Source organism: Rhizobium sp. RM (assembly GCF_013390595.1).
In the GTDB taxonomy this organism is placed as follows: domain Bacteria; phylum Pseudomonadota; class Alphaproteobacteria; order Rhizobiales; family Rhizobiaceae; genus Agrobacterium.
The window spans coordinates 156744-179973 of the sequence record NZ_JACAWV010000024.1 but is presented as its reverse complement, the minus strand read 5'-3'; the positions used below and the strand labels follow the sequence as shown (position 1 = coordinate 179973).

Below are 23230 nucleotides of genomic sequence, written 5' to 3'. Positions count from 1 at the left end.
TTCGTTATACCTTCCCGAAAGGAGGTCGCCATGGCGATCACGAAAGAGGCTTTCTTCAAGCCTGATAAACCAACGACTGAGGACAAAGCTTCGGCAACCCATAGCGCTGCCAGGCAGATCATTGCGGTCGAGACCGCTCAACGTGCGGAAAAGACGGAACGTCTTCGACTGCTGCGCGAAGCTCAAGAGGCCGCATTATCCCCTGTCTCAACAACTCGTCGAAAGAAGGTCTTCTAACTTCCTCCCTGAATCCCTCCTTCCGTCATGGTAACATGACGCATATCATCTTGGCACACTACGATGCCTTTTTCTGTGGGGCGTCACTCCGATCGCCGTCCAGTCGACGCCGCCATTTAGTAGTGGAGGCGATTTCCGGTAGATGATCAAACTGGTCAGATAAGGCCGTATTTTCTCCAACGCTCGCCTGGATGCGATCAGAGCGATATGAAGCTCGCAGAATTGGGAGATTTCGTGCTGAAAATGACGTGATGAAAGGTCGTTTTTGGTAATGCTCAGTCCGCTCCTCTCGGCGCCATTGCCGAGGGCGAGCGGAAATAGGGGGCGCACCTTAACAAAACATGTTCAGGGCAAGAGGTTACTCGTCGCCTGCACAGAAGGCGTCAAGCGCGCCGAAAAGCTGATCCGGCCCGGTGCCTTGATGCGACACGTCAACAATGCCGCCTTCGAGCCGATGATCGCCCTATAACTGGGCGGCTATGGATGATGGCAGCGCGCGGTTGAGCCCGCGCCAGTATGTGAAGAATATAGATTGGGAGGCACAGGGCCGCACCCTATGCATGTCTATCCGGCGACGCACGGACCGCATAACCCCAATCTCGGCCACTGGGTCGGCATGGCCGGCGGTCAGAACAGCTTCAACATCTCTTCCCACAATTACGACCGTATGGAGGATAGCATGGTATTCGTGCTGCACACGCAGTGGCTGGAACCGCTGTCGGCCGGCTGCAATGTCGGCGACATGTATGTCGTCACAAAGGATGGGTTCGAAAATCTGTTGCGCCACACTCCGCTTGAAACCCACCGCATCGCTGCCGAGGCCTGACATGACCGACACGACCCTTGGACATACGCATTTCGATTTCGCCAAGCTCACCGAGCGCGAACGCTACAAGATCCTGATCGGCACGGTCATTCCGCGCCCGATCGCGCTCGTGACGACAGTGAGCAAGGACGGTCAGCCGAATGCCGGTCCCTTCAGCTTCTTCAATGTCCCGACCCACGATCCGGCAATCGGTGCGATCGGCGTTGAAAACTATTCCGGCATGCGCTTCAAGGATACCGCGAGAAACATCCGCGAGACCGGCGAGTTCATCGTCCATATCTGCGACAACGCCTCCTTAGAACAAATGGAGGTGTGCGCCATCAAGTTCGGTCCCGAAGTGGACGAGATGGACGAGGCGGGCCTTGTCACCGTGCCCGGCCAGATGGTGTGCAGTCCACGCATTCTCGCAGCCCCCCGCAGCGCTGTTATGCCGCCGTCACACGACGCTGCAGGTCGGCCCGGCCCGCGAGATCATTCTTGGTGAGGTTGTTGGCGTGTTTGTCCGCAGCGATGCGGTCAACGCCTCCAGCCTGCATTCGACATCAAGACGCTTACGCCGCAGGAGTGGGAAATCCGAAAAAGCAATTCGAAGGTTGCCGCCGCAGAATGATGAGTGAGAACCATCTATCTGATGGTCGCGAGGTCATACCCTGTCAATAGCCCAACTTGAGGTCCAAACCGCCCGGCCCATTGAGAGCGTTCGAAAACATGAGGTTCTCTTGTAGCTTCCATCGCCGCAGCCCGAATTGATTTTATCTGGAATGAGAAGCGTGGTTCGTCGGAAAGTTGAAAACCAATTCGTATGCCGTGCTTCGTCCTCCCGCCTCTCCTTTTCGCAGGATGCCTTTCGCCATCAGGTCTGCGATGTCGCGAGATGCAGTGTCTTGGGATGCATTCGTTAATTTCGCCCACTTTGTCGATGTGAGCTTGCCGTGGAAATTCCCCTCTAACAGCCGGTTTAGGACCTTGGCTTGTCGCGGATTGAGATCGCTTTCAGCATGCATCTGCCAGAAATCATTTTTCAGCATCACGTTGTCGAGTGTCAGGAGGGCTTGGCCAACAGCATTGCCTAGACGATCAATGAACCACTCGATCCAGCTCGTGATGTCGAGGCTATCTCTGCTGGTAATTGATTGCAGGGCTTCATAATACCCGGCGCGGGATCGCTCAATTGCTGCAGACATGGAATAAAGCCGCTGGGCGCCTCCGCCACTGCGTGCAAGTGTCATATCCGCGATTGCGCGCGTTATGCGGCCGTTGCCATCGCCGAAAGGATGGATTGCGACGAACCAGAGATGGGCAATGGCTGCTTTGATAAGGGGATCTACATCATGTGCTCCGTTAAACCACTCGAGGAAGGCTGACATCTCAGCTTCCACGCGATCTGCGGAGGGAGCAACATAGTGGACTTTCTCGTGCCCGAACGCGTAAGAAACTATTTCCATGCGGCCGCCAGAATCGTCACGCCAATCGCCGACGCGAAGTTTATGACCCCATTCGTTGCGGCCGGTCGGAAAAAGGGCAGCATGCCATTGGAACAGTCGCTCTGCCGTCAGTGGCTCTGCGCAATTGATCGTGGCATCGAGCGTAATATGGACGATGCCCTCAACAGAGCGGTTTGGTGTCACAAATCCATCGATGTCGATGCCGAGCCGCCTGGCGAGGGAGGACCGGACCTGCTGCTCATCCAACTTTTCTCCCTCGATCGCTGATGACTTTACGACGTCATCGGTCAACGCTCGCAGAAATGTCGCCTCGCGGGTACGAAAGCCGAGCGTCTCGACGCGGCCGATAAGCCGCCCTTGATCAAGGCGTACATCCGCAATCCTTGATGCAAGGCGGTCAATATGCCACTCGAATTTCGGCCATAGGGTGGACTGCCAGATATAGGTCATGTCGCACGATAAAGCTCGTTTGCGGATAATAGCAAGATTTATCTCCGCAAAATTGCGGATTTCGTCGCACGTAATCTCCGCACCCACGGGACGGAAGGCACTCAAACTTTGCGATAGCCTGGTCCACTATGGTCTGGAAGAGGAAAATGCGGGCGGATTAATAATGTAAGTAGCCTAAAGCGGGTAATGCTCTTGAAAAAATGCAATTTTCTATTCGGATGTCGCAGGTTCGAATCTCTTCAAGAGCTTAAAAGAGCGAGACGCAGTTATTGGCGGCGCAAATTACCTAGAAAATGTCATTCAAATGCATTACTATCTAGTTAAATCTGGAGATAGCCATGGCCGCCAACGCACTCGTCCAAACACGTATTGATGCCGAGGTTAGGGATCGTGCTTCTGCCGTGCTTGAAAGCATGGGCCTCACGGTATCTGATGCTGTTCGTATCCTGCTCACCCGGACTGCTAATGAGGGGGCTTTGCCCCTAGAGCTTCTTTCAGGCAGTGAAGCGCATGACGCCTGGTTTCGGACCAAGGTGCTCGAAGCATTGAACGATACTCGGCCTGATTTATCAGACGAGGAAGTTGAGGCGCATTTTTCCGAACGTCGAGCAGCAGCACGTCTTAAAGCTGGTGTGCCCAAATCGTGAAACTTACTTGGTCTGCATTTGCGTTATCGGATCGCGACGCCATCTTTACGTACATTGAGGCAGATCATCCTGCCGCCGCCATTCTGATCGATGAGCGGATTGTCGCTGCTACCCGTCGTTTACTCGATTTTCCTGCCAGTGGGCGCGTGGGCAGAATTGCTGGCACACGCGAACTCGTTATCAACGGTACGCCCTACGTCGCGGCTTATACCATTACTGAGACGACAGTTCGGATTCTGCGTGTGCTTCATGGGGCACAGGAATGGCCAGAACATATGCCGCCAAGATAATCGCCCCACTCTCTCGGAGCCGGTGGTTCGATTCCTATCAAGACCTTGAATAAACTTCCGCAAGTTTTGCCCACGCGCGTCACTGTTTTGCGATCCGAAGCCGGAACTTTCGGTCCGTGCGCCTGTTAGAGCTCGGCAAATATGGGAGATTTAAATGAAAAAGATCGCACTAACCGTAGCCGCTCTAATGACAGCCACTGCTGCGGTGGCACAGTCGGCAACCGAGTCCACAGGCATCAATTCCGCGTTGGGTGTTGCTCCAACGACAGAGGACTTCATTGCACAGGCATCTGCCAGTGATGTCTTTGAAATCGAATCCAGCGAGCTGGCCGTCCAAAAGGGCGATGATGCCGTCAAGAAATTTGCAACGCAGATGATTGCCGACCACCAGAAAACAACGGCAGAACTGACTGCGCTGCTCAACACTGGAAAGGTCCAAGGTAAGGCCGAGACCACCCTCATCGACGACCACAAGAAAAACGTTGACGAGCTTGCCACACTACAGGGAGCTGAATTCAACGAGGAATATATCGACGATCAGGTCGAAGCGCACGAAGATGCAGTCGATCTCTTCAAGCGCTATGCCGAGGAAGGCGAGAACGCAGATCTCAAGGCATTCGCCGCCAAGCAGCTCCCCGCTCTCGAGCATCACTACAAAATGGCTCAGGACCTGGATAAAGACTGATCATCGCGTGATTACCAGGAAGGCGGTATCTGCCGCCTTTCTTTGTTAGAGGCTTTTAGCCTTCAAAGTCGTTGCTCTTTTCGCTTCGGATCCCCGCGCTCTTCCCTTGGCGTTTTCTTGGTGTCAACGCTTTGGTTGAACCGGATGTTGTCGTCATCATCAAGCCTAGTGCGGTCGACATAAGTTGAGACGATAGAACGTGACGGTTAAAGTATCAGTGTCCAAGGCACAACGCTGCGCGACGGGTTGTATTGAGTGCGAACCAGCCAAGACCGAAGACAAACCGACCATTTCGAAGATTACAGCGGAGGCCAGACAGGGACGGGCAGGAAACCGGTGCTGACTGTCCTCGGTGCAAACGCGGCGATTGCCTGGCCGGTGCAGAGTGGTGGGGAGAGGCGACCGATCCCCTGGGCAAACCGGCAACGGTGATCGACCAACAACGCCATACCTCCCCGCGCGGCTCCCATATCCGGTACTGGTGATACCGTCGCCACGCACGCAACGCCACAGGACAAAGTGGCACCCCTGGTCTAGTTTCGACGAGAAATCCTTCAGACAACACCATCGAAGAAGCATAGTCCACGGCGATTACGTTTGTCGCTAGAACTGCCAATTTGCCCCTCTTTAAATTGAGCATTGGCGGTTTCTCAAGCGGATTGCATCAGATCATGATCTCACCGCCGGTGACCGGGATGACCGCACCAGTCATGTAGCTTCCAAGGTCCGAAGCTAACAGGACATAGGCCCCTGCCAGTTCTGCTGGTTGGCCTGCCCGTTTCAACAAGGTCTGTTCGCCGAACTTCGCCGATTTTTCTGGCGGCATCGTTGAGGGAATAAGCGGAGTCCAGATCGGTCCCGGCGCTACTGCGTTCACCCGTATGCCCTTGTCGGCAAACATCTCAGCCAGGCCCGCGGTAAAGTTGGATACGGCACCTTTTGTCGTTGCGTAGGCGAGAAGCTGAGGAGACGGCTGGCGGGATTGGATGGATGTGGTGTTGATGATAGCGCTACCGGGTTTCATATGAAGCGCGGCCGCTTTCGAAAGGTAGAAAGGTGCATAGATATTTGTCCGGAAGGTCTCATCCCATTCTTCGGCGCTGATGTCGCTGATGTCGGCGTAGGTTCTCTGGAATGCTGCGTTGTTCACGAGGATATCGAGACTACCAAGTTCGGCCACCGTCCGTTCCACCAAGTCGATGCAGTGATCTTCGGATTTGATGTCCCCGGGAATAACGCTGGCTCTGCCGCCGGCATCTTCCACCCACTTGGCCGTATCGCGCGCATCTTCATCCTCGTTGAGGTAGGAAATGACAACGTCCGCCCCTTCGCGGGCAAACGCGATTGCAACTGCCTTACCGATACCGGAGTCAGCGCCCGTGATGAGGGCGACCTTGCCTGCAAGCCTTCCGTTGCCTCGATATGAATTCTCTCCGTGATCGGGCACAGGCTTCATGAGATTGGTTTCGCCCGGAGGCTGCTGCTGCTGCTCAGGCTGCGGCGGGGATGGGCGACGCGGTTCGTTCATTGTTGTCTCCTGGTTGTTGCACAAGCGCGCTAACCAATTTTGAGCCCCGCAGTTCCAAAGGTCTTTGACTTTTCGCCCGTCCGTAACGGCGTTCCAACAAGAGTGCATGCCAGATCCACCTTTGATCTGACGACATTAGAACTTCACAACCGACTCCCTGTCCGCTGGCCGATATCTGTTCAGGTAGCCGCGATGAAGAAATTGTCATGGCCGCATGGCCTGAAGACACCCTCCGCAACAACGGTCAAATTCGCAAACCTTCGAGAGGCGTCTCTGCGAAGATATAGCCGTTATTCTCAAAAATTCAGGAAACGAACATCATTTAGAGGGTACACGAAGCCGAAAGATTTTAAAAAAATCGCGCTAAGAAAGCCTAGAAAAACAGGGGCGGGCGAGCGCGTAGTAGAACATGAGCCGAGGCGGGTATTCCCGGAAGAGCGTGATCACCATTCTTGCGCTCGCCGGAGCATATGGTTACTCCATAACGGCGGCGGACTTGATGCTTTGCATGCCGCCACTCTCTGGATCGGGCGTCAGGCGACGGCATTGCTTCAAACGTCGGCCAGGCGGTCTCACTCCTCCTTAGTCTTCAACGCGTCAGAAATCTTTGTCCGGACCGGGTCGCTGTTGTTTTCGCCAACGGCATCGCGATCCACATCCGGATCGTCCTTTGCCGGCATGTATCCGCGAGGTCGGTTTTCCTGCGGACCTTCCCAGCGGGGAGATTGATCGATTGTGCCGGGAGCGCCGGGCTTCGGTGAACTGATCGTCATGATTCCTGTCCTCGAAATACTAATGGGAGGCGTGCTGCTCGTTGCGCTTGCGTGTGGCGGCGGCCTTCTTCGCCGGGGCCGAGCGCTCTGCGGCGGGCCGCTTGGCAGACGCCTCACCTCCAGCGCGTCCGCCCTTTTTCGATGAAGCGTGGTTCTCGGCGTGGCCGCGTCCCGAGCCCGATTTGTTACCACCACCACTTTCCTTGTTGACGGTCGCCCAAGCGCGTCGCTCCGCTTCTTTTTCCGGCACGCCGCGATCTTCGTAACCTTCTTCGATATGCTCGGCTTTGCGCTTCTGTTTGGCGGTGTAGGTAGATTTGTCACCACGAGGCATGCTCATCTCCTTTGCAACATGTTGATCCCTTCGAACATTTGTGTGGTTCAAAAGTTCCTTGGCGTCATCGACGTTTGAAGGCGAACTTGAACAGACCGATGATAGTCAGACAGGGATACGAATACTGAGAATTGGCTGGTCCGATTCCGTCAGTACATTGATTGAGACTGAAACTACCGGCGCCCTTTTGCGTTTGATTTAGATACGTTCGAAACGCAAGGAGGCAGGTAATGGCCGACGACAGCACAACCACCATCCGCGCCACATTTGAAACACGAGAGGCTGCGGATCTCGCTGTTGAACATCTTGTCCAACAGCACGGGATTTCGCGTCCCGACATTTTCATTCAATCCGCGACCGAACGGAATACTACAGGGTCGCAAGTGTCGGGCGGGGACGTCGGCCGCGTGGACGCACCCCTTGAAGGCGAGATCGAGGTCTCCGCAGATATTGCTGTTAGCCAAATCGCGGCTGTTCAACGCAGTTTTGGTGACCTTGGCGCTGTTCGTGTCTCCGGACGCTGAACGCCCCCGACTGGAAATTGCCATGTGTGTTCGCGTTAAAAGGCTACAGAGATGCCCGACAAACTTTCAACGTATCGACAAAAACGCGATTTCGAAAAGACCCAGGAGCCGAGTGGCGAGGTCGAAATCAAAGCGTCAAACCGCAGGCGGTTTGTGATCCAGAAGCACGACGCAACAAGGCTGCATTACGATCTCCGCCTTGAACTGGACGGCGTCTTCAAGTCCTGGGCGGTGACCAAGGGCCCGTCTTTGGACCCGCATGACAAGCGCCTCGCTGTCGAGGTCGAAGACCACCCTCTCGATTATGGAGATTTCGAAGGTACGATCCCTAAAGGTGAGTACGGCGGCGGCACGGTCATGCTCTGGGACCGCGGCTATTGGGAGCCGGAAGGCGCTAGGACGCCTGAGGAGGCTCTTGCCAAGGGGGATTTTAAGTTCACTCTGCAGGGTGAGCGTCTGCAGGGTAGTTTCGTTTTGGTGCGGATGCGCAATGATCGCGGCGGTGACAAGCGCACGAACTGGCTGCTGATCAAGCATCACGACGATTTTTCCATCGAAGAGAATGGTGCCGAGATCTTAGACGATAATCTGACATCAGTCGCGTCCGGCCGGCGGATGGACGCGATAGCTTCCGGAAAGGGACGAAAGCCAAAGCAGTTTATGTTGAGCGCGCCGGTGATGGAAGCAGACGCGGTCTGGGACAGCAAGGAGGGGCGTGCGGCTGAGGAGCGTAAAGCCGGCAAGAACCTGAAGCCGAAAACGACAAAATCATTCGCGAAATCAAAATCGGCGAAGTTTAGCATGCCCGACTTCATTCCACCGCAGCTATGCGAGAGCTTCGATCGTCCACCCGTCGGCGATGGCTGGATCCATGAGATCAAATTCGACGGCTACCGCATCCAGATGCGGATCGATGATGGTGATGTCACGCTCAAAACCCGCAAAGGCCTCGATTGGACTGCCAAGTGGCCCGCCATCGCTGCTTCGGCGTCCGAACTTCCGGATTGTATCATTGATGGGGAAGTCTGCGCGCTGGATGAAAACGGCGCGCCGGACTTTGCCGCACTTCAGGCCGCTCTTTCCGAGGGAAAGACTGACGAGCTCGTATTTTTCGCCTTCGACCTGCTGTTCTCAGAAGGCCAGGATCTTCGCGAGATACCTTTGAAGGAGCGGAAGGAACGCTTGGAGAAAATACTGTTGGACGCCGGCGACAACTCACGGCTTCGATTTGTTGAGCATTTCGAGACGGGCGGCGATGCAGTCCTGAAATCGGCCTGTCGCCTCTCGCTGGAGGGTATCGTATCCAAGAAGGCCGACGCGCCCTATCAGTCCGGCCGCACGGACACCTGGGCGAAATCAAAGTGCCGGTCAGGCCATGAGGTCGTCATCGGCGCCTATGCCAAGACCAATGGCAAATTCCGGTCTCTGCTCGTTGGCGTCAATCGCGGTAACCACTTGGTATATGTCGGTCGGGTCGGAACAGGCTACGGCGCTAAGGTTATCGAAAAGCTGCTGCCGAAGCTCCAGAAACACGAGGCCTCCAAATCGCCGTTCACGGGCATCGGCGCGCCAAAGAGGAGCGCAGATATTGTTTGGCTGAAGCCCGAACTCGTTGCCGAAATCGAGTTCGCGGGATGGACAGCGGACGGTCAGGTGAGACAGGCAGCCTTCAAAGGGCTGCGCGATGACAAGCCAGCCGAGGAGGTTGAAGCCGAAAAGCCGGTATCGCCTGAAAAAGCCGACACACCTCACCCAGCAAAGCTTGTGACCACATCCACCCGCCGCAAAGGCGCCAAGGCCGAGGTCATGGGTGTGATGATTTCTAACCCGGACAAGCCTCTCTGGCCAGATGCCGACGACGGCCAACCGGTGACGAAAGAAGAGCTTGCCCGTTATCATGAGGCTGTCGGATCCTGGCTCATCGACCACGTAAAGGGGAGACCCTGTTCGATCATTCGGGCGCCGGACGGGATAGGTGGCGAGCAATTTTTCCAGCGCCATGCGATGCCCGGGACCTCAAACCTGCTCGAACTGGTGAAGGTCTTTGGCGACAAGAAACCTTACTTGCAAGTTGACCGAGTTGAAGGGCTCGTGGCCATCGCTCAAATCGGCGGCGTCGAGCTTCATCCTTGGAATTGCGAGCCTGGGCAGCCCGAGGTGCCTGGCCGGCTTGTGTTCGACCTCGACCCTGGTCCAGACGTGCCATTCTCGACAGTCGTTGAAGCCGCACGTGAAATGCGGGACCGGCTCGATGAGCTCGGTCTCATCAGTTTTTGCAAGACAACCGGCGGCAAGGGTTTGCATGTCGTGACCCCGCTTGCCGTCAACAAGAAAAAGCCGTTGTCCTGGGAAGAGGCCAAAGGGTTTGCGCACAACGTCTGCCAACATATGGCTTGGGAAAATCCCGACCTTTATCTCATCAAGATGACAAAAAGTCTGCGCAATGGCCGCATTTTCCTCGACTACCTGCGCAACGATCGCATGGCGACGGCGGTCGCGCCACTGTCGCCGCGTGCCCGTCCGGGAGCGACAGTCTCTATGCCGCTGACATGGACACAGGTGAAGACGGATCTGAATCCGAAGCGCTTCACGATCCGGAATGTGCCTTCACTACTTGCGAAAACGATTGTCTGGCAAGACTATTGTGAGGGGCAGCGGCCTCTGGAGCAGGCGATCAGACGGCTTGGAAAGTCACGAAGGGCTTCGTAAAGGGCAGAGTGATCATGGGCGAGCGAAGCGAAAATGAAACGCCTATGGGCGCAACGATGGACCTGCCGCATGATCGGATAACGGTCGAACGGTTTCGCGAAGCCTTCCCGCGCGCCCGCTGGAGCGAAACCCGCAAGGCTTGGTTTGTGCCCGGCCGCACCGCCCAGAGGCGCATCGGTCGGTGGTTGGCGCAGATCGAAGCAGAGGCCGACGCATTCGCGCACGACAAGGGTCGCGACGCTTTTGCCTTCGATCCGATTGAAAGCCGTTATCTTGAGGCGGGAACCGCAGCACTTCTCATCCGGACGCCCTATTCCAAGACGCTCGTTTCGGAAATACGCGAGATCCGGGACGCCCGCTGGGACGCAGATCGTCTTGTGTGGGCCGTGCCCTATCGATCTTACGAGGATCTTCGCAGCCGCTGGTCGATGATTGAGGCGATCGCTGCTCGAAGCGAGCCCACGGCACGAAAGCAACGAAGGGACGCAATCCGCGGAACGGACGAAGAAGAGGTTGCCAAAGCACGGATCCGGGAGCGGCGGCGCAAGCGTTATCCCGTTCCCTCCAATCAACTGCCGCCTTTTGACCGAGCGATCTCGACTGCCGTAGGAATCGTCGTCTTTACTGCACTCGATGGGGAACTGGCTGACGCTGAGACGGTTGAGTCCTTTTACTTCCCAGTCACCGCTGGCTGCGACTACCTCTGGGTCTCGTGGCGGGCCGGGATCCTCGAGGAGCTTGCTACGACATGGCCAGCCAAGTCTGGCCCACCTGCAGAGGATCGTCTTCGCGGCTGGTGGCTGCCGACCCTGGAGGAATTACGCACCGCTCGACGTGAGGCGAGATCACGGGAAAAGTCGCGCCAACGCCGATTGGAGGGAAAGTTCACCGCATGAACCAACAGACAGCACTTGAAAGGTGAAAGGGGGGGCCGATCGAGCCTGCCGAGTTAGTCGGCCTTTGGAAGGAGCGCGGTAACGCGCCGGGCTTCAGTTCGACGGTGTCCTCGAAAATCTCGAATGGTTTTGCAAGCCTTTTGCTCCGGATCATTGCAATCGGTTATGTCATGTAACCACCACTTTTTCGTCCTGGCAGCCTTTCGTTGGTTAGTTGTCCCTGCCCGACGGGACCGAGCTCAGGACCTGATGGACGGTTCCCCGAATGACACCGCGTTAGTTAGGATCGACCTCGGCAAGTGTCGACGCCATTTTCTTGATCTGCTTGAAGCTGAAATGTGGTGGCAGCGGCGGCACTAGTAAAATTCGGCCTCCATCATTGAGCATGAGTCGTCGACTTTGGTGCGAAAGTGGTGCGAAGGAAAGAAAACTGGGAGCAGTTTGTGTAAGATTGCTACCCTTCGGGGGACGCTTTCGTTCCTTCGCGGCGCACTGCTAGCGCGCTTCGCCGCGGCCTACAAGAAATTCGCGTGACGAGCGGGGCTTTGCCGCGCTCCCTCAGTTCGGTCGCAGCGGTAAAGCGCCATCGCTGTCATGTCGGGTTGGTCGTCGGCCTCAAGGCGCTTGACCTCGGCGCGCTGGTCCAAGGCGGCTTGCCGGCAGGCTTCTTCCGTCTCTGCGAAATAGAGGCTTTCGTCAGATCCTGGCGTGATCTGATATGCCCAAAGCAAGCGGGCGGGTCGGGAGTTCGAAGGGGGGGCTACAGGGAGCCCTTCGAAGGTGGCCGGGTTCCTCGTAAACCCGGCCGGTGATCGCGCCGCAACTCTCGGCGCTCACACCAATCTCATCTTACAATATGTTTCGGCGGTCAATCCGCTGAGTTGCGACAGATGCTCGCCTACACTCTGGGCGAGTTCGAGAGTGTCGCAATCGGTTATCGCTTCGCATCCGCCTGCGATCAAATGTCCGTCGACCAAAAATCGGCCTCGGCGAGTGACATGTCGTCCCGGGCGAAGCCCGCTTCCCGTTGATGCGCGGGGCTAGTCAAGGGGCCGGCTTAAAACCGGAAGGTTCGCCGCCCTGGCGGTGAAAGGCGTCTCTGGCAGACGGACAGGCGGTAGCCTGCTTGTCAATTGGCGAGACCTGCGGACCATCGTAGAGCGGGCATCAGACAGGGCGAACCGGCATTAAGCGCTGCGCGTGCTCATTGCGAATGAGACCGGTCACGCGGTCGCTTTGTTCCTTGAGGACAAGTGATCGTAACCGGAACGGCGGAGACGGCCGAACGGGCGGCTCCGTGGCGAAGCCATAGAGCGCGGTCGCGAAGCGATGGCCCCTCGCTGCCACAAGTCGTCGGTGTTAACGCACAATTCCCATTCGTGTCAGAAAGTGGTACACAACAATCATTGGCACCAATCGATTGTGTAGGCGGTGGCAACTGAGGGTTAGTATGTGCTCCCGCCTGCTGAATGGAGGGGGCTGCGCTTCATGTCTAACCCATCAGAAATTGACGTTCCGCCGTTTCAGGACCCACTCGAAGATTGGGCTTCCCTGTTTTCATCGTCGCCAGAGATCCAGCGTAAACTGATCGACCTCACTGTCGCGAAGACGATTGATGCTGTCCCAGAGATAATCGACGCGGACGACGTAGAGCGACCGGTATTCACGATCATGCGCTCAATTGCTTTGGAAGAGTTCGGTATTGACGCTGGAAATCATCACAACGGAGAAAGGAATGGGCATGAACGCCGAAACCATTCTCGTCGTGGTGCTGGTTCTTCTTAACGTAATTGTTGTTTGTTTTGTTGGTGCTGTCGCATTCGAGTTTATCGGTCCGTTAGCCCGCTAGATCATCGGCGGCATTGCCAGGTTGTTTGGTGTAGGGCGCCATCGACGCCGTGTCGCCAGTTTCAAACTGTCATATCAGCGACATACTGCGCCCACAGGCTGAACGCATCAGCCCGCGCATGGCGAGATAAAATGACGGTCAGAGTGTAGCGGCCGGGGGCGAAAGATCGTGCGCCGATAGGAAGCGCTGTGCCTGTCGTGTCGACTTGAACCGACCTATGATCTTTTCGTGTTTTCGGGTCTGCCGGTGCGAATTTTCAATTCGGTTGTTCAGACCCTTGTGCGCTCGGTGATCGGCATCGGGAGCGATGGCCTTGATCGGCTTAACGAAGCTGCCCAGTTTGTCCGTCACGACCGCCCGCGGCTAACCAAACTGCCTTACCAGTGTGGAGACGAAGCGTCTGGCAGCCCAGCTGTTGCGGCGAGCCTGAACCAGGATATCGAGAACATCTCCACTGGAATCAATGGCGTGCCAGAGCCAGAACTTCCGGCTGTCAATCGTAATGACGGCCTTATCCATGTGCCACTTGTCGTTGGGTTTTGGCCGGTCCCTCTTGTTCCAAAGACTTTATTCCGACACTTGCCAAGCGGCAGACAGCGCTTGAATTCTAATCCCAGAGAAACCATTTCATCGCCGATATATCTGCGATGGAGGTATAAGTGACAAGAGTTAAAGGGCAGCAGCCCGAGCAACACGTGTTTGAAGCCGATGTCAGCCGGCTCCTGCACATGATGGTGCATTCAGTTTACTCGGACAAAGATGTGTTCCTCCGGGAATTGATCTCGAACGCGGCGGATGCGTGCGAAAAGCTGCGGTATGAGTCGATTTCCAAGCCGCAGCTCTCGTCGGATGGAGGCCAGCTGGCGATTCTCGTGACGCTCAATGAGGAGGTGCCCGCGCTCGTCATAGAGGACAACGGCATCGGCATGAACCGCGAAGAGATGATCGACGCGCTTGGCACGATCGCGCGCTCCGGGACAAAGGCTTTCATGGAGCGGCTTGAGGCTGCCAAGGCTGGAGAGAAGGCCGAATTGATCGGACAGTTCGGCGTTGGCTTTTACTCCTCGTTCATGGTCGCAGAAAGGGTCGATGTGATTTCCCGCCGTGCTGGTGAGGACGAAGCTTGGCAATGGTCGTCCGACGGCAAGGGAAGTTATGACATCGTCCCGGTCGATCTTGGCGCGGCGCCAGCGAGGGGCACGCGTGTCGTGCTCCATCTCATGGACGATGCGAAGAAATATGCCAGCAAATGGACAGTCGAGAAGATTATTCGCGATCAATCCGGCCACGTACCCGTTCCTATCCGCCTTGTCGAAAAAGAGGGCGCTGAACCTTCACAGATCTCCGATGGTGCAGCGCTCTGGATCAAGCCAAAGAACGAGATATCCAAGCAAGACTACGATGATTTCTATCGTAGTGTCTCGGGCCAGTACGACGAGCCGCTAGCTAACGTGCATTTCCGCGCTGAGGGCCGCCACGAATATACGACGCTGGCCTTCATCCCGGGCTCTCAACCATTCGATCTGTTCGATCCAGACAGACAGGGTCGCATGAAGCTTTATGTGAAGCGCGTCTTCATAACTGACGAAGCCGACTTGCTGCCGCGTTACCTGCGGTTCGTCCGGGGCATCGTCGACACCTCGGATCTCCCGCTCAACATCTCCCGAGAGATGATCCAGGAAAGTCCCGTGCTAACCGCTATCAAAAAGGGCGTAACGAGCCGGATCCTTTCCACCCTGGAGAAGATGGCTGAAGGCGAAGCCGAGACGTTTTCCAAGGTCTGGGATCTGTTCGGCGCCATCCTCAAGGAAGGTATCTACGAGGACTTCGAGCGGCGCGCGCAATTGCTAAAGCTGGCGCGCTTCCGTAGTACCGTATCCGATGGGGCAACTCGAAGCCTGGCCGACTATCTTGCCGCAATGAAGGAAGGGCAGTCGGCGATATATTACATTAGCGGCTCTAATCTCGATCAACTGAGGTCGTCGCCGCAACTGGAAGGTTTTCGAGCCAAAGGGATAGAGGTACTTCTGCTGACCGATGGAGTAGATAATTTCTGGCCAACCAACTCCCCAGATTTCGAGGGCAAGCCGTTCAAATCGGTTACCCAGGGCCTCGCCGATCTGAACGCAGTGACCGGCGATGGCGGCACCGATGAGCGTGACCGGCAATCTTCTCCTGAAGTCGAGGCGTTCATCGATTTCGCGCGAAGCGCCCTAGGTGAGGAGGTCGCTGACGTACGTATTTCCGATCGGTTGACCGAAAGCGCGGTCTGCCTCGTCGCGTCGGAACATGGCCCCGATCGCCAGCTCGAAAAGCTCCTTCAAGGAGCGGGGCGTTTACAGACCGTATTGAGGCCAATCCTAGAGATCAACGCGCAGAACGAACTTGTTAAAGCCATCGCATCGCTTGACGATCTGGCCTTTCGCGAGGATGCGGTGTGGCTGTTGCTTGATGAAGCACGCATTCTTGACGGGGAGAAACCAGCCAACCCACGTGCTTTTGCCCAACGACAGGCAAGGCTGTTTGCGCTGGCCATCGGGCACGGCAAGTAAAAGGTCTTGGCGAGGCGGTCTTCGGTTGCCTCGCCATAAAGCCTTAGAACAGCGGTTGATGAGCGCGATCGCTGAATGTTTCGCATTCTCTGGGAATGGGCAGCGGCTCTCAGATCCTGATCCCAGGTTATTGCCTGCCGCTACGTGAACAGCCCACTAACTTCTGTTATTTTGGGATCTGTGAATTTTAGATTGGTTTGGACATTGCGGGTCGAAGGTTCGGCCCCCATCAAGGCGAGTAAACTAATATAAATATCGCAATGGAAAGGCCACAAGTTCGCAAAGGTTTGCCAGGGAAGACTAACCGAGTGTCATTGCTTGAGTTCTTTTTGGTGATTGGGTGGGTCGTGTCTTAATGACGGGCTATAGTACTGACGATAACATCAGCCAAAAGATCGGCCAAATGTGATCGGCCAAAATGGCTGTCGAAGAAGCATGTACCGGCATCGGCGCGTATCGAGCATCCCAGTGGCGAACTGCTGGACCTTTCGCTTGAGATCGTCGCTAGGGCCGAACGACTTGGCCGGGCTCTCCATCCTGAAACCGCAGCCCAACTGGCCCGCACCGTCAGGATGATGAACACCTACTATAGTAATTTGATCGAAGGCCACAACACCCGACCACGTGAGATCGAGCAGGCATTGCAGGGAATTAAGCCGGAGGACGATCGGCGCGAACTCAGGATCGAAGCCGTCGCCCACTATCGTGTTCAGCAGGAGATCGACGAGCGAGAGGCGGCAGGGACGTTGCCTGATCCTGCATCGCTAGAATTCATCCGCTACCTTCACGCCGCCTTTTATGATGGCGCAACAGTAAAGATGCTGACGATTGTTGGTAACCACCACAGCTTCGTTATGACCCCCGGGGAATGGCGGCGAGGGGAGGAGCAGGACGTCGAGGTCGGCAGGCATTTGCCTTCTGCGAGCGATCGCGTGCCCGATTTCATGGCCTACTTCCATCAGCGGTTCGCCTTCCAGCCGGCTCCAGGAGAAGCGATGGCGGTTGGGAGGAGCCGTAGCGCCCGCCATTTTGCGATGGCGACCGCGCATCACCGTTTCAACTACATGCATCCGTTTGCAGACGGCAACGGCCGAGCTAGCCGTTTGATGAGTCATGCGATGGCACAAGCGGCCGGAGTGGGAGCTCATGGTCTCTGGTCAGTTTCCCGCGGCTTGGCTCGAGGCCTAGCGGGGGGGGGCCTGAAGGACGGGCCGAATATAAGCAGCATATGGCTTGGGCAGACGAGCCACGTCAGGGCGACCGCGATGGACGGCGAAACCTGTCGCTCAAGGGACTGGAACTGCTCACCAGTTGGTTTCTGCGCGTGTGTCTCGATCAGCTCGTCAGGAAACTTTGCCTGACGAGTGCGCGCCGTCACTTCAGGAAGCCCTTGTGCGAGGAGAATTTGAACGGAGAGAGGCTTCGCGTATCACTGACCTGCCAGATCGATCGGCGCAGCGTGTTCTGAAGGCGCTGACGGATGAGGGCCTGCTTGCGCCAGTTACCGAAAAGGGGCCTGTGTCGCTGCGCTTTCCAGTCCAAGCGCTCGATACCGTTTTCCCTCGTCTCTATCCCGATGACGTATGACTATTTCGTGTACTGGAGGACCCGTCATGTCGGCAAACGGATTTTCGTCCCCTACAAGGACGAGCATGGAAAACTTCGTTGGGACAAGAAGCGTCGCACGGAGTTGTCGTTCGACGATCTCGACGAGGTCATAGCCCGTTGGGAAGACCGCCCCCTCAAGCAGTCCCGCGACCGCAAGGACTTTGACGAAATCGCTCGTCGAACGGCGCCATATGGTGATGTAGCGCGGACAGTCGGCGAGGCTCTCGAAATGGCGGAGCGGGACGGAGTCTAGTTCTAAGCCGGGTCAAAGCAGAGCCGCGATGGTGAAAGCCGGACAAATCTCTTCCCTTGTGCGCGACTTTACGCTGTGGATGAATATTGGTAGCGCCGGAGATCGCGCCCACATGAGTTCCCCCCGCTTGCTACCACGTCGCTGGGAGCCGTCCCGCTATCTCAGGAATGGTAGGAAAAAACTGATGATGTCGGAAAATCGACGTACGGCGTCGGAGATCAGATGAGTCACTACAATGCAACGCATCGGTATCCAAGACGCTGATCCAGCATATTGTCCGCTGAATGATAGAGTCCGAGCTTTTTGATGATGAAACCGATGAAACCCTCGAAAACATTCTGGACACGGTGATCTCGCCGGAACTTGTCCCGGCCGATGATCAGGGCACTATCCAGAGCACGGAAGACGAGATCGGCCCCTATGATTTGCACGATTTCTTTCTGTTCTACATCACACGGTTTGGTCTGAAGCCTTCAAAGGTAGCTTATTTGGCCTACGCTGCGTGGAACTCCCGCAAGAGCGGGATATGGCCGAGCCATTTTCCTGAGGCGGAGAAGCGTGAGTTCGACCTGCCTGTCATCAAACGCTGGCTTGAGCACTTCCTGGATCGCTTCTTCACCACCAGTCAGTTCAGCGATCCGCATCACCGAACGGGCCGAAGGTGAACTCGGGAGGGGTCGCTTTCGCCTCGAGGAGACTGGCGTGCTTAAGGAGCTGAACGAGAATGTTCGTGACTAACGGGGAACTTCAGATCTTCCCGTAAGTTCGTCGGTTTTAAGGGAACGGAAGATGAGGGACATCGGCAACTGGCGTCATATCTGCGTGGATGCGCAGCGAATGTTTGCTGAAGACACGCCTTGGCATGTGCCTTGGATGTCTCGTGTATTGCCGCAGCTTGAGGAAGTTTCATGTCGGCATGCGGAGCGTACGATATTCACCCGTTTTATGACGCCGGTCCAAGCTGAGGAGGCGGTCGGCGGCTGGAAGGAATACTACCGCAAATGGTGGATGATGACTGGCGAACATCTCCCGAGAGACCTGTTCGAGCTTACTCCATCTCTGCAAGCCGTCGTTCCTCCCGCTCGCATTTTCGACAAACTGACCTATTCGCCGTGGGTAGATGGTAGGCTGTCGTCTTGCCTCAAGTGCGAGGTGGTTAAGACCGTGGTCGTCACTGGCGGTGAGACCGACGTCTGTGTGCTTGCGACCGTGCTTGGCGCCATCGACCGGGGTTTTCACGTGATCATGCTCAGCGACGCCGTCTGTAGTGGCGCTGACGAAACACACGACGCCGCCGTTGATCTGCTCGGCGGCCGCTTCTCTGTCCAGCTCGACCTTATGAAGACCGAGGACTTCCTGTCGGAGGTGCAGGATTGGTGATCGCGGCACATCCAAAGCTGATCACGAAGACCTAAACCTCAAAAGTCAGAGAAGACGGGCGCAAAAGCCTGCCGTTCCCAGATGAAAACTTTGCTTAGAGTTGACGATGGAGAAGCCCGGCCCCATATAGATCGCTCCTCCGATGTTTCGCGAAAACGTCTTTTCCCATCCCTTCAGAATGATCTGCCTTCTGGCTCAATGCTGGGTACAGTCCAAAATCGTTTGCCGAATGATCGGAATCCCGGGAACTTCTTGTATATGAAACGGTTTCATTTTTTGTAGGTTTCGGACTGCGGAGTACCGCGACCGATTAATGGCTGCCGCTCACGGCCGCCCCGCCATTTTGGTGACGCTTTTGCCGTGGGCTGAATATCATAATCGCGAGGGAAGTTATGACAAACATCAGGGCGAGAGGCTTCGACAATACAGCTCAGCTTCAAGAGCATCTGGCAGGACTTGAAGACGAACCGACGGAAGACGATGCCGGTATCCAAACTGCCCAGGGTGATTATCATGACGAGCTGGCTGCCATCCGAGAAGAGATTTCAGAGCTGCGTCGGCAGCTCGCAGCCATTCGCGCGCATAGAGACCGTAATCCCGAGCCAACCACCGCGGATCGACCGTGGCTCCGCATCGCCGTTACAGTCGGTACCACCTTCGTTCTTGGCAGGCTTGTGCAGAACCTGAGGCTCGGAGCGCCGGGCGCAGCAGCCGTGTCGCTCATTGCGACCCAGCTCGCCAAGGGTTTCTAGGCCACTCATATCGGTTTCCGATAAAAGGAGAAATCAGTATGGTTTCTGCCCATCAGTTCGACCTTCAAAACTTTTCAGCCCCCTTGCCGGTCCCACACACATGAACAAGGCAGTTCGGCTCGACACCAATATCCCGGCCTCGAGACTCGGTGAGGGCATCTACTGGGATGATGCGACCTCATTTCTCTGGTGGGTCGATATCGTCGGGAAGCGGATCCACCGTTATGATCCCGAAAGGAAAGATCACCAATCGTGGTCGACCTCAAAGGAAGTCAGCTTTGTTTTTCCCCGACCTGATGGGCTTTTGCTGATCGGCCTCAGCAATGGGGTCTACCTCTTCGATTGCGAGACGGGAGAGGAGCGACCGGTGGCTTTGCTCGACCTGCCCGCCGAGCATCGGCTCAATGATGGAAAGCGGGACCCAGCCGGTCGCCTCTGGGTCGGGACGATCAATACCGCCGCCGAGCCATCGGAAACAGCTGCGCTTTACCAGCTGCAGGACGGGCAGCTGGTTCAAATCGAAGGCGGCTATACCAATGCGAACGGCAAGGCCTGGAGCGCGGACGGCGAATTGATGTTCCATGCTGATACGGGTCGCAACACTGTCTGGGTGTACGATCACGATAAAGCAGCAGGTGCAATTTCGAAAAAGCGGGTATTTGCCAAAATCGAAAGCGGGAGTCCGGATGGTCTTGAAGTCGATAGGCTGGGCAACCTCTATGCCGCGATTTATGGCGGCTCTCGAGTTGATATCGCCTCAATGCGCGGTGACGTCGTAAGCCAGATCGATGTGCCCGTGCCAAACGTGACGAGCTGCTGCGTTGGTGGCTCGATGGGGAAAACGCTGTTCGTCACAACAGCTTTTGAAGGGATGACCTACGAGGAACTCAGTGCCGCGCCCTTGTCGGGGCACGTGTTCAAGGTTGAGCTGGATGGATAAACGCGCAACGGGAGCCCAAACATGAGTTCGTTGGAAAAGCCAGCAGTCCGGGAGGATGGCCTGCAATTGGAGGAACATCGCAGGTTTCAGGAGCGGTTTTGGGCCATCGAGCGGTTCTCATGGGGCGTCTTCGCAGTCATTATCCTTGCCGCGTTGCTCGGAGTGTTTGGTTCTGGCGGTCCGCTCGCCACGCAGGTTTCCGAACTGGAAAGTGCAATTTTGGAGCATCCGCGCATCGGTCGCTGGGAAGGGACCGACGAGATGGCTATCCGGTTCAAACCGGATTCGACTTCAAATGAGCGATCGCTTTTGCTCTCGAATGCCTTTGCCGAGGTGTTCCAGGTCGAGGATATCCAACCTTTGCCGACGCGAACGACCATTGAAGCCAATGGACAGCGTTTGTTCTTCGATAGTCCTGCCAGAAACGGCGGCGTCGTGACACTACATATAAGAGCGCAAGCTGCTGGACCGGCAAACTTCGATGTTATGGTCGATGACGAGCTGATCTCGCTGTTCAGCTTCATCTTTCCGTGAGGGTATTATGGAATCTGTTATCCGCGGCGCCGCGATCTATTTCGTTCTTCTGATAGCACTGCGGCTTTCCGGCCGGCGTACAGTCGCTCAGATGACACCGTTTGATCTGGTCCTTCTGCTCATCATCGCCGAGACCACTCAACAGGCATTGCTTGGCGACGATTTTTCCCTCATCAATGCTGCTCTTCTGATCATCGTGCTGTTCAGCCTCGACATCGGGCTTTCCTATGTTAAGCAGTGGGCGCCTAGGATCGGAAGGATCATCGACGGTACGCCAACCGTGCTTATTTCCGACGGGAAACCGGATCTCAGAGCATTCACCCGAGCACGGGTGAGCCTGGAGGACGTGCTAACTACTGCAAGGGTCGAGCAGGGACTGGGACGACTGGATCAAATCAAGTCAGCTGTACTCGAGGCGGATGGCGCTGTCAGCATAATTCCTCGGGAAACGTGATCAGGTACTCTTCAACAGCATTAGTCCACCACCCGGCCGATGAGTTTGTGATCCAGAGCGCACGCTTAAATGATGGCGAGCTTAGGACCCAAACTGTTTATGCAGCCGTGAGCGCACGAAAATTATAGCGGTAAAGCGCCATCGCAGGGCCACTGGGTCGCTCAGCACCGGTCTCCCATTTCGAATGACGGAATCGATTGTGCTGAGATAAGGCGCAAAGAAAGGCTGACTTACGCGGTCGCGTTCTCGTAGCGCTTTGAGGGTCCTCCGTTTTGAGAGCGACTGGTGCGGCGAGAAACGTATCGTCGAACGCCTGCATGGTTTCTGTGTTGATGGTGCCAATGGTACACATGCCTTTAACCGCGCTGTGAATCGCTTCGCATCACTCTTGAACCTACGATTCGTTGCCATTGCAAATCTCCATAAGTGCGCCTGAGACGATTTCCGTCTCAGGATCGGATTGGCACTTTCGCCGGTACACGTCCGCAAGTTTGCGGAAAGCGCCCAGTTCATCGTCATCAAAGTTCGCTCGGTCTTTTTTCGCAAGTAGTTAGGCGAATACCCAGGTCTCCCGGTCTTGGCCAATATGATCTAGCGGTACACATTATCGTTGAGACGTTTCTTGAATACGCCCCCGCGCAGATCCGTTACTTGTTCGATTGCCTCGCAGAGCGCCTCATCGGGAATCCGGGCATTGCGAGCGGCTTCCGCAAACCACGCTCTTTTACTGCGCGCTGTTTCGTGATTCCGCGCCACTTTCCAAACACGAGAGGCTGCGGATCTCGCTGTTGAACATCTTGTTCAACCGTACAAGATTTCGCCCCCTGACATCTTTCTTCGATCCGCTTCCGATAGAAATACTACAGGGGCGGGTGTCGGGCGGGGACATCGCGTGGACGCCCCCCTTGAAGGCGAGCTCGAGGTCTCAGCGGATATTTCTGTTAGCCAAATCACGGCTGTTTAGCGATTTTGGCGACGCGGGCGCTGTTCGTTCTCCGGACGAGGTATGCCCCGAAAAGAAATTGCCATATGCGGAGGTAACTCGGACCGGCTTTGCTTAATATTGTACAGGACTGATATCGTGAGACAACTGCTAGCGCGTCTTGCCGCTCCCGACTAAAACCGCTTCATCGTGTTCAATTCGGGGCCACGATACGACGCGGTGTAGCTATTCTAACTCCTCAACATCGTTGTAGCGCTTTCAATCTCATGCCGCCCGATGGGACCTTAATGAACCCGTCCGCTTGCCTTGCATCGGCCTCGGTATAGTTCGATGCAGGAAGCCCCCACCCAGGCTGGCAGGCAAAACAGCCAGATCAAGAGGCAACTGATCGCGAAGTGACACGAACAAAACCTGACATCAGTGTCGACTGTGGCACATGAAATGTCCGGTATACTCGACAAAGTTGGTCGCGCCGTAAATCGTCGAGCTGAAAATCCTAAAGACCGGCTGTAGCGCGTTCCAGCCGACCTTCTTAGTTCGGCGTGCTCCGATCGGTTCGTAGCCAAACATCAATCTCGGCATAAGAGCTGAAGGCGAAATCAAGCCGACAACTTTGTTCGT

21 protein-coding genes and 6 pseudogenes are annotated in these 23230 nt (G+C 56.0%); 21 read left to right on the top strand and 6 right to left on the bottom strand.

Going from position 1 to position 23230, the window contains the following annotated elements; translation table 11 throughout:
- The first annotated feature begins 30 nt into the window (after positions 1–30).
- The 3 genes and pseudogenes from HWX89_RS25400 (at position 31) to HWX89_RS25390 (ending at position 1673) form a co-directional block, all read left to right on the top strand.
- Positions 31–237 (top strand): hypothetical protein, encoded by a 207-nt coding sequence (locus HWX89_RS25400; protein WP_138792956.1) that lies wholly within the window; start codon positions 31–33, stop codon positions 235–237.
- A 358-nt stretch (positions 238–595) separates the two neighbouring features.
- A pseudogene (locus tag HWX89_RS25395) lies at positions 596–1063 on the top strand (M24 family metallopeptidase); the annotation flags it as partial.
- Position 1064: 1 nt separating this feature from the next.
- Positions 1065–1673: pseudogene (locus HWX89_RS25390) on the top strand (flavin reductase family protein).
- 142 nt (positions 1674–1815) lie between these two features.
- On the opposite strand, the gene HWX89_RS25385 reads toward HWX89_RS25390, so the two are convergent.
- Positions 1816–2958 (bottom strand): Fic family protein, encoded by a 1143-nt coding sequence (locus HWX89_RS25385; RefSeq protein WP_138792957.1) that lies wholly within the window; start codon positions 2956–2958, stop codon positions 1816–1818.
- Between the two features lie 338 nt (positions 2959–3296).
- Between HWX89_RS25385 and HWX89_RS25380 the strand changes: the two genes are divergently transcribed.
- From HWX89_RS25380 to HWX89_RS25370, 3 genes are all read left to right on the top strand, one after another.
- Entirely contained in the window at positions 3297–3605 is a 309-nt protein-coding gene (locus tag HWX89_RS25380) for a type II toxin-antitoxin system RelB/DinJ family antitoxin (RefSeq protein ID WP_138792958.1), read from the top strand.
- The gene (locus HWX89_RS25375; RefSeq protein ID WP_138792959.1) at positions 3602–3895 is read left to right on the top strand and encodes a type II toxin-antitoxin system RelE/ParE family toxin; all 294 of its coding nucleotides are present in this window, start codon (positions 3602–3604) and stop codon (positions 3893–3895) included. Before HWX89_RS25380 ends, HWX89_RS25375 begins: the two co-directional genes overlap by 4 nt.
- A gap of 154 nt (positions 3896–4049) precedes the next feature.
- Positions 4050–4580: a DUF4142 domain-containing protein gene (locus tag HWX89_RS25370; protein ID WP_138792960.1), complete on the top strand. Its 531-nt coding sequence runs from the start codon at positions 4050–4052 to the stop codon at positions 4578–4580.
- A 664-nt stretch (positions 4581–5244) separates the two neighbouring features.
- On the opposite strand, the gene HWX89_RS25365 is transcribed toward HWX89_RS25370, so the two are convergent.
- The 3 genes from HWX89_RS25365 to HWX89_RS25355 form a co-directional block, all read right to left on the bottom strand.
- Positions 5245–6108, bottom strand: coding sequence for an SDR family oxidoreductase (locus tag HWX89_RS25365; protein WP_178340932.1), 864 nt, complete (start codon positions 6106–6108; stop codon positions 5245–5247).
- Between the two features lie 572 nt (positions 6109–6680).
- Positions 6681–6881 carry a hypothetical protein gene (locus HWX89_RS25360; RefSeq protein ID WP_178340931.1) on the bottom strand — a complete coding sequence of 67 codons (201 nt, stop codon included), beginning with the start codon at positions 6879–6881 and terminating at the stop codon, positions 6681–6683.
- Positions 6882–6900: 19 nt separating this feature from the next.
- Entirely contained in the window at positions 6901–7215 is a 315-nt protein-coding gene (locus HWX89_RS25355) for a plasmid stabilization protein (RefSeq protein WP_138792961.1), read from the bottom strand.
- A gap of 230 nt (positions 7216–7445) precedes the next feature.
- Between HWX89_RS25355 and HWX89_RS25350 the strand changes: the two genes are divergently transcribed.
- The 4 genes from HWX89_RS25350 to HWX89_RS25335 all read left to right on the top strand — a co-directional run bounded on the left by HWX89_RS25350 (position 7446) and on the right by HWX89_RS25335 (position 13129).
- Entirely contained in the window at positions 7446–7739 is a 294-nt protein-coding gene (locus tag HWX89_RS25350; RefSeq protein ID WP_138792962.1) for a hypothetical protein, read from the top strand.
- Between the two features lie 51 nt (positions 7740–7790).
- On the top strand, positions 7791–10448 hold the full coding sequence (gene ligD, locus HWX89_RS25345) for a DNA ligase D (RefSeq protein WP_138792963.1): 2658 nt from the start codon (positions 7791–7793) through the stop codon (positions 10446–10448).
- A 14-nt stretch (positions 10449–10462) separates the two neighbouring features.
- The gene (locus HWX89_RS25340; RefSeq protein ID WP_138792964.1) at positions 10463–11344 is read left to right on the top strand and encodes a hypothetical protein; all 882 of its coding nucleotides are present in this window, start codon (positions 10463–10465) and stop codon (positions 11342–11344) included.
- A 1488-nt stretch (positions 11345–12832) separates the two neighbouring features.
- The gene (locus HWX89_RS25335; RefSeq protein ID WP_138792965.1) at positions 12833–13129 is read left to right on the top strand and encodes a hypothetical protein; all 297 of its coding nucleotides are present in this window, start codon (positions 12833–12835) and stop codon (positions 13127–13129) included.
- A 125-nt stretch (positions 13130–13254) separates the two neighbouring features.
- On the opposite strand, the pseudogene HWX89_RS25330 reads toward HWX89_RS25335, so the two are convergent.
- A pseudogene (locus HWX89_RS25330) lies at positions 13255–13748 on the bottom strand (IS6 family transposase); the annotation flags it as partial.
- Positions 13749–13852: 104 nt separating this feature from the next.
- Here HWX89_RS25330 and htpG point away from each other — a divergent pair.
- From htpG to HWX89_RS25280, 10 genes and pseudogenes are all read left to right on the top strand, one after another.
- A complete protein-coding gene (gene htpG, locus HWX89_RS25325; RefSeq protein WP_138792966.1) occupies positions 13853–15745 on the top strand; it encodes a molecular chaperone HtpG in 1893 nt (630 codons plus the stop codon).
- Positions 15746–16317: 572 nt separating this feature from the next.
- Positions 16318–17106, top strand: a complete 789-nt coding sequence (locus tag HWX89_RS25320) for a Fic family protein (RefSeq protein WP_246705295.1) — start codon at positions 16318–16320, stop codon at positions 17104–17106.
- Positions 17107–17137: 31 nt separating this feature from the next.
- On the top strand, positions 17138–17332 hold the full coding sequence (locus tag HWX89_RS25315) for a hypothetical protein (protein ID WP_138792967.1): 195 nt from the start codon (positions 17138–17140) through the stop codon (positions 17330–17332).
- A 7-nt stretch (positions 17333–17339) separates the two neighbouring features.
- Positions 17340–17606, top strand: coding sequence for a hypothetical protein (locus HWX89_RS25310; RefSeq protein ID WP_138792968.1), 267 nt, complete (start codon positions 17340–17342; stop codon positions 17604–17606).
- 189 nt (positions 17607–17795) lie between these two features.
- Positions 17796–18316: pseudogene (nadE, locus tag HWX89_RS25305) on the top strand (NAD(+) synthase); the annotation flags it as partial.
- A gap of 79 nt (positions 18317–18395) precedes the next feature.
- Positions 18396–18986, top strand: coding sequence for a cysteine hydrolase family protein (locus tag HWX89_RS25300; protein WP_138792969.1), 591 nt, complete (start codon positions 18396–18398; stop codon positions 18984–18986).
- Between the two features lie 392 nt (positions 18987–19378).
- Positions 19379–19738 (top strand): hypothetical protein, encoded by a 360-nt coding sequence (locus tag HWX89_RS25295; RefSeq protein ID WP_138792970.1) that lies wholly within the window; start codon positions 19379–19381, stop codon positions 19736–19738.
- A gap of 100 nt (positions 19739–19838) precedes the next feature.
- Complete coding sequence (locus tag HWX89_RS25290; protein ID WP_138792971.1) at positions 19839–20678, top strand: SMP-30/gluconolactonase/LRE family protein; 840 nt, start codon at positions 19839–19841, stop codon at positions 20676–20678.
- A gap of 21 nt (positions 20679–20699) precedes the next feature.
- Positions 20700–21212, top strand: coding sequence for a hypothetical protein (locus HWX89_RS25285; protein ID WP_138792972.1), 513 nt, complete (start codon positions 20700–20702; stop codon positions 21210–21212).
- Positions 21213–21219: 7 nt separating this feature from the next.
- Complete coding sequence (locus HWX89_RS25280; RefSeq protein WP_138792973.1) at positions 21220–21666, top strand: DUF421 domain-containing protein; 447 nt, start codon at positions 21220–21222, stop codon at positions 21664–21666.
- A gap of 394 nt (positions 21667–22060) precedes the next feature.
- Here the strand turns inward: HWX89_RS25280 and HWX89_RS25275 are convergent.
- Positions 22061–22422, bottom strand: a pseudogene (locus tag HWX89_RS25275) (type II toxin-antitoxin system RelE/ParE family toxin).
- Here HWX89_RS25275 and HWX89_RS26370 point away from each other — a divergent pair.
- A pseudogene (locus tag HWX89_RS26370) lies at positions 22415–22727 on the top strand (hypothetical protein); the annotation flags it as partial. The pseudogenes HWX89_RS25275 and HWX89_RS26370 sit on opposite strands and share 8 nt — an antisense overlap.
- Positions 22728–23230 lie beyond the last annotated feature (503 nt).

Bases quoted from the DNA above. Each gene is read 5' to 3' on its own strand.
- HWX89_RS25400 (WP_138792956.1), top strand. From the start codon at position 31: ATGGCGATCACGAAAGAGGCTTTCTTCAAGCCTGATAAACCAACGACT.
- HWX89_RS25385 (WP_138792957.1), bottom strand. From the start codon at position 2,958: ATGACCTATATCTGGCAGTCCACCCTATGGCCGAAATTCGAGTGGCAT.
- HWX89_RS25380 (WP_138792958.1), top strand. From the start codon at position 3,297: ATGGCCGCCAACGCACTCGTCCAAACACGTATTGATGCCGAGGTTAGG.
- HWX89_RS25370 (WP_138792960.1), top strand. From the start codon at position 4,050: ATGAAAAAGATCGCACTAACCGTAGCCGCTCTAATGACAGCCACTGCT.
- HWX89_RS25365 (WP_178340932.1), bottom strand. From the start codon at position 6,108: ATGAACGAACCGCGTCGCCCATCCCCGCCGCAGCCTGAGCAGCAGCAG.
- HWX89_RS25360 (WP_178340931.1), bottom strand. From the start codon at position 6,881: ATGACGATCAGTTCACCGAAGCCCGGCGCTCCCGGCACAATCGATCAA.
- HWX89_RS25355 (WP_138792961.1), bottom strand. From the start codon at position 7,215: ATGCCTCGTGGTGACAAATCTACCTACACCGCCAAACAGAAGCGCAAA.
- HWX89_RS25350 (WP_138792962.1), top strand. From the start codon at position 7,446: ATGGCCGACGACAGCACAACCACCATCCGCGCCACATTTGAAACACGA.
- ligD (WP_138792963.1), top strand. From the start codon at position 7,791: ATGCCCGACAAACTTTCAACGTATCGACAAAAACGCGATTTCGAAAAG.
- HWX89_RS25340 (WP_138792964.1), top strand. From the start codon at position 10,463: ATGGGCGAGCGAAGCGAAAATGAAACGCCTATGGGCGCAACGATGGAC.
- HWX89_RS25335 (WP_138792965.1), top strand. From the start codon at position 12,833: ATGTCTAACCCATCAGAAATTGACGTTCCGCCGTTTCAGGACCCACTC.
- HWX89_RS25320 (WP_246705295.1), top strand. From the start codon at position 16,318: ATGATGAACACCTACTATAGTAATTTGATCGAAGGCCACAACACCCGA.
- HWX89_RS25300 (WP_138792969.1), top strand. From the start codon at position 18,396: ATGAGGGACATCGGCAACTGGCGTCATATCTGCGTGGATGCGCAGCGA.
- HWX89_RS25295 (WP_138792970.1), top strand. From the start codon at position 19,379: ATGACAAACATCAGGGCGAGAGGCTTCGACAATACAGCTCAGCTTCAA.
- HWX89_RS25290 (WP_138792971.1), top strand. From the start codon at position 19,839: ATGAACAAGGCAGTTCGGCTCGACACCAATATCCCGGCCTCGAGACTC.
- HWX89_RS25285 (WP_138792972.1), top strand. From the start codon at position 20,700: ATGAGTTCGTTGGAAAAGCCAGCAGTCCGGGAGGATGGCCTGCAATTG.
- HWX89_RS25280 (WP_138792973.1), top strand. From the start codon at position 21,220: ATGGAATCTGTTATCCGCGGCGCCGCGATCTATTTCGTTCTTCTGATA.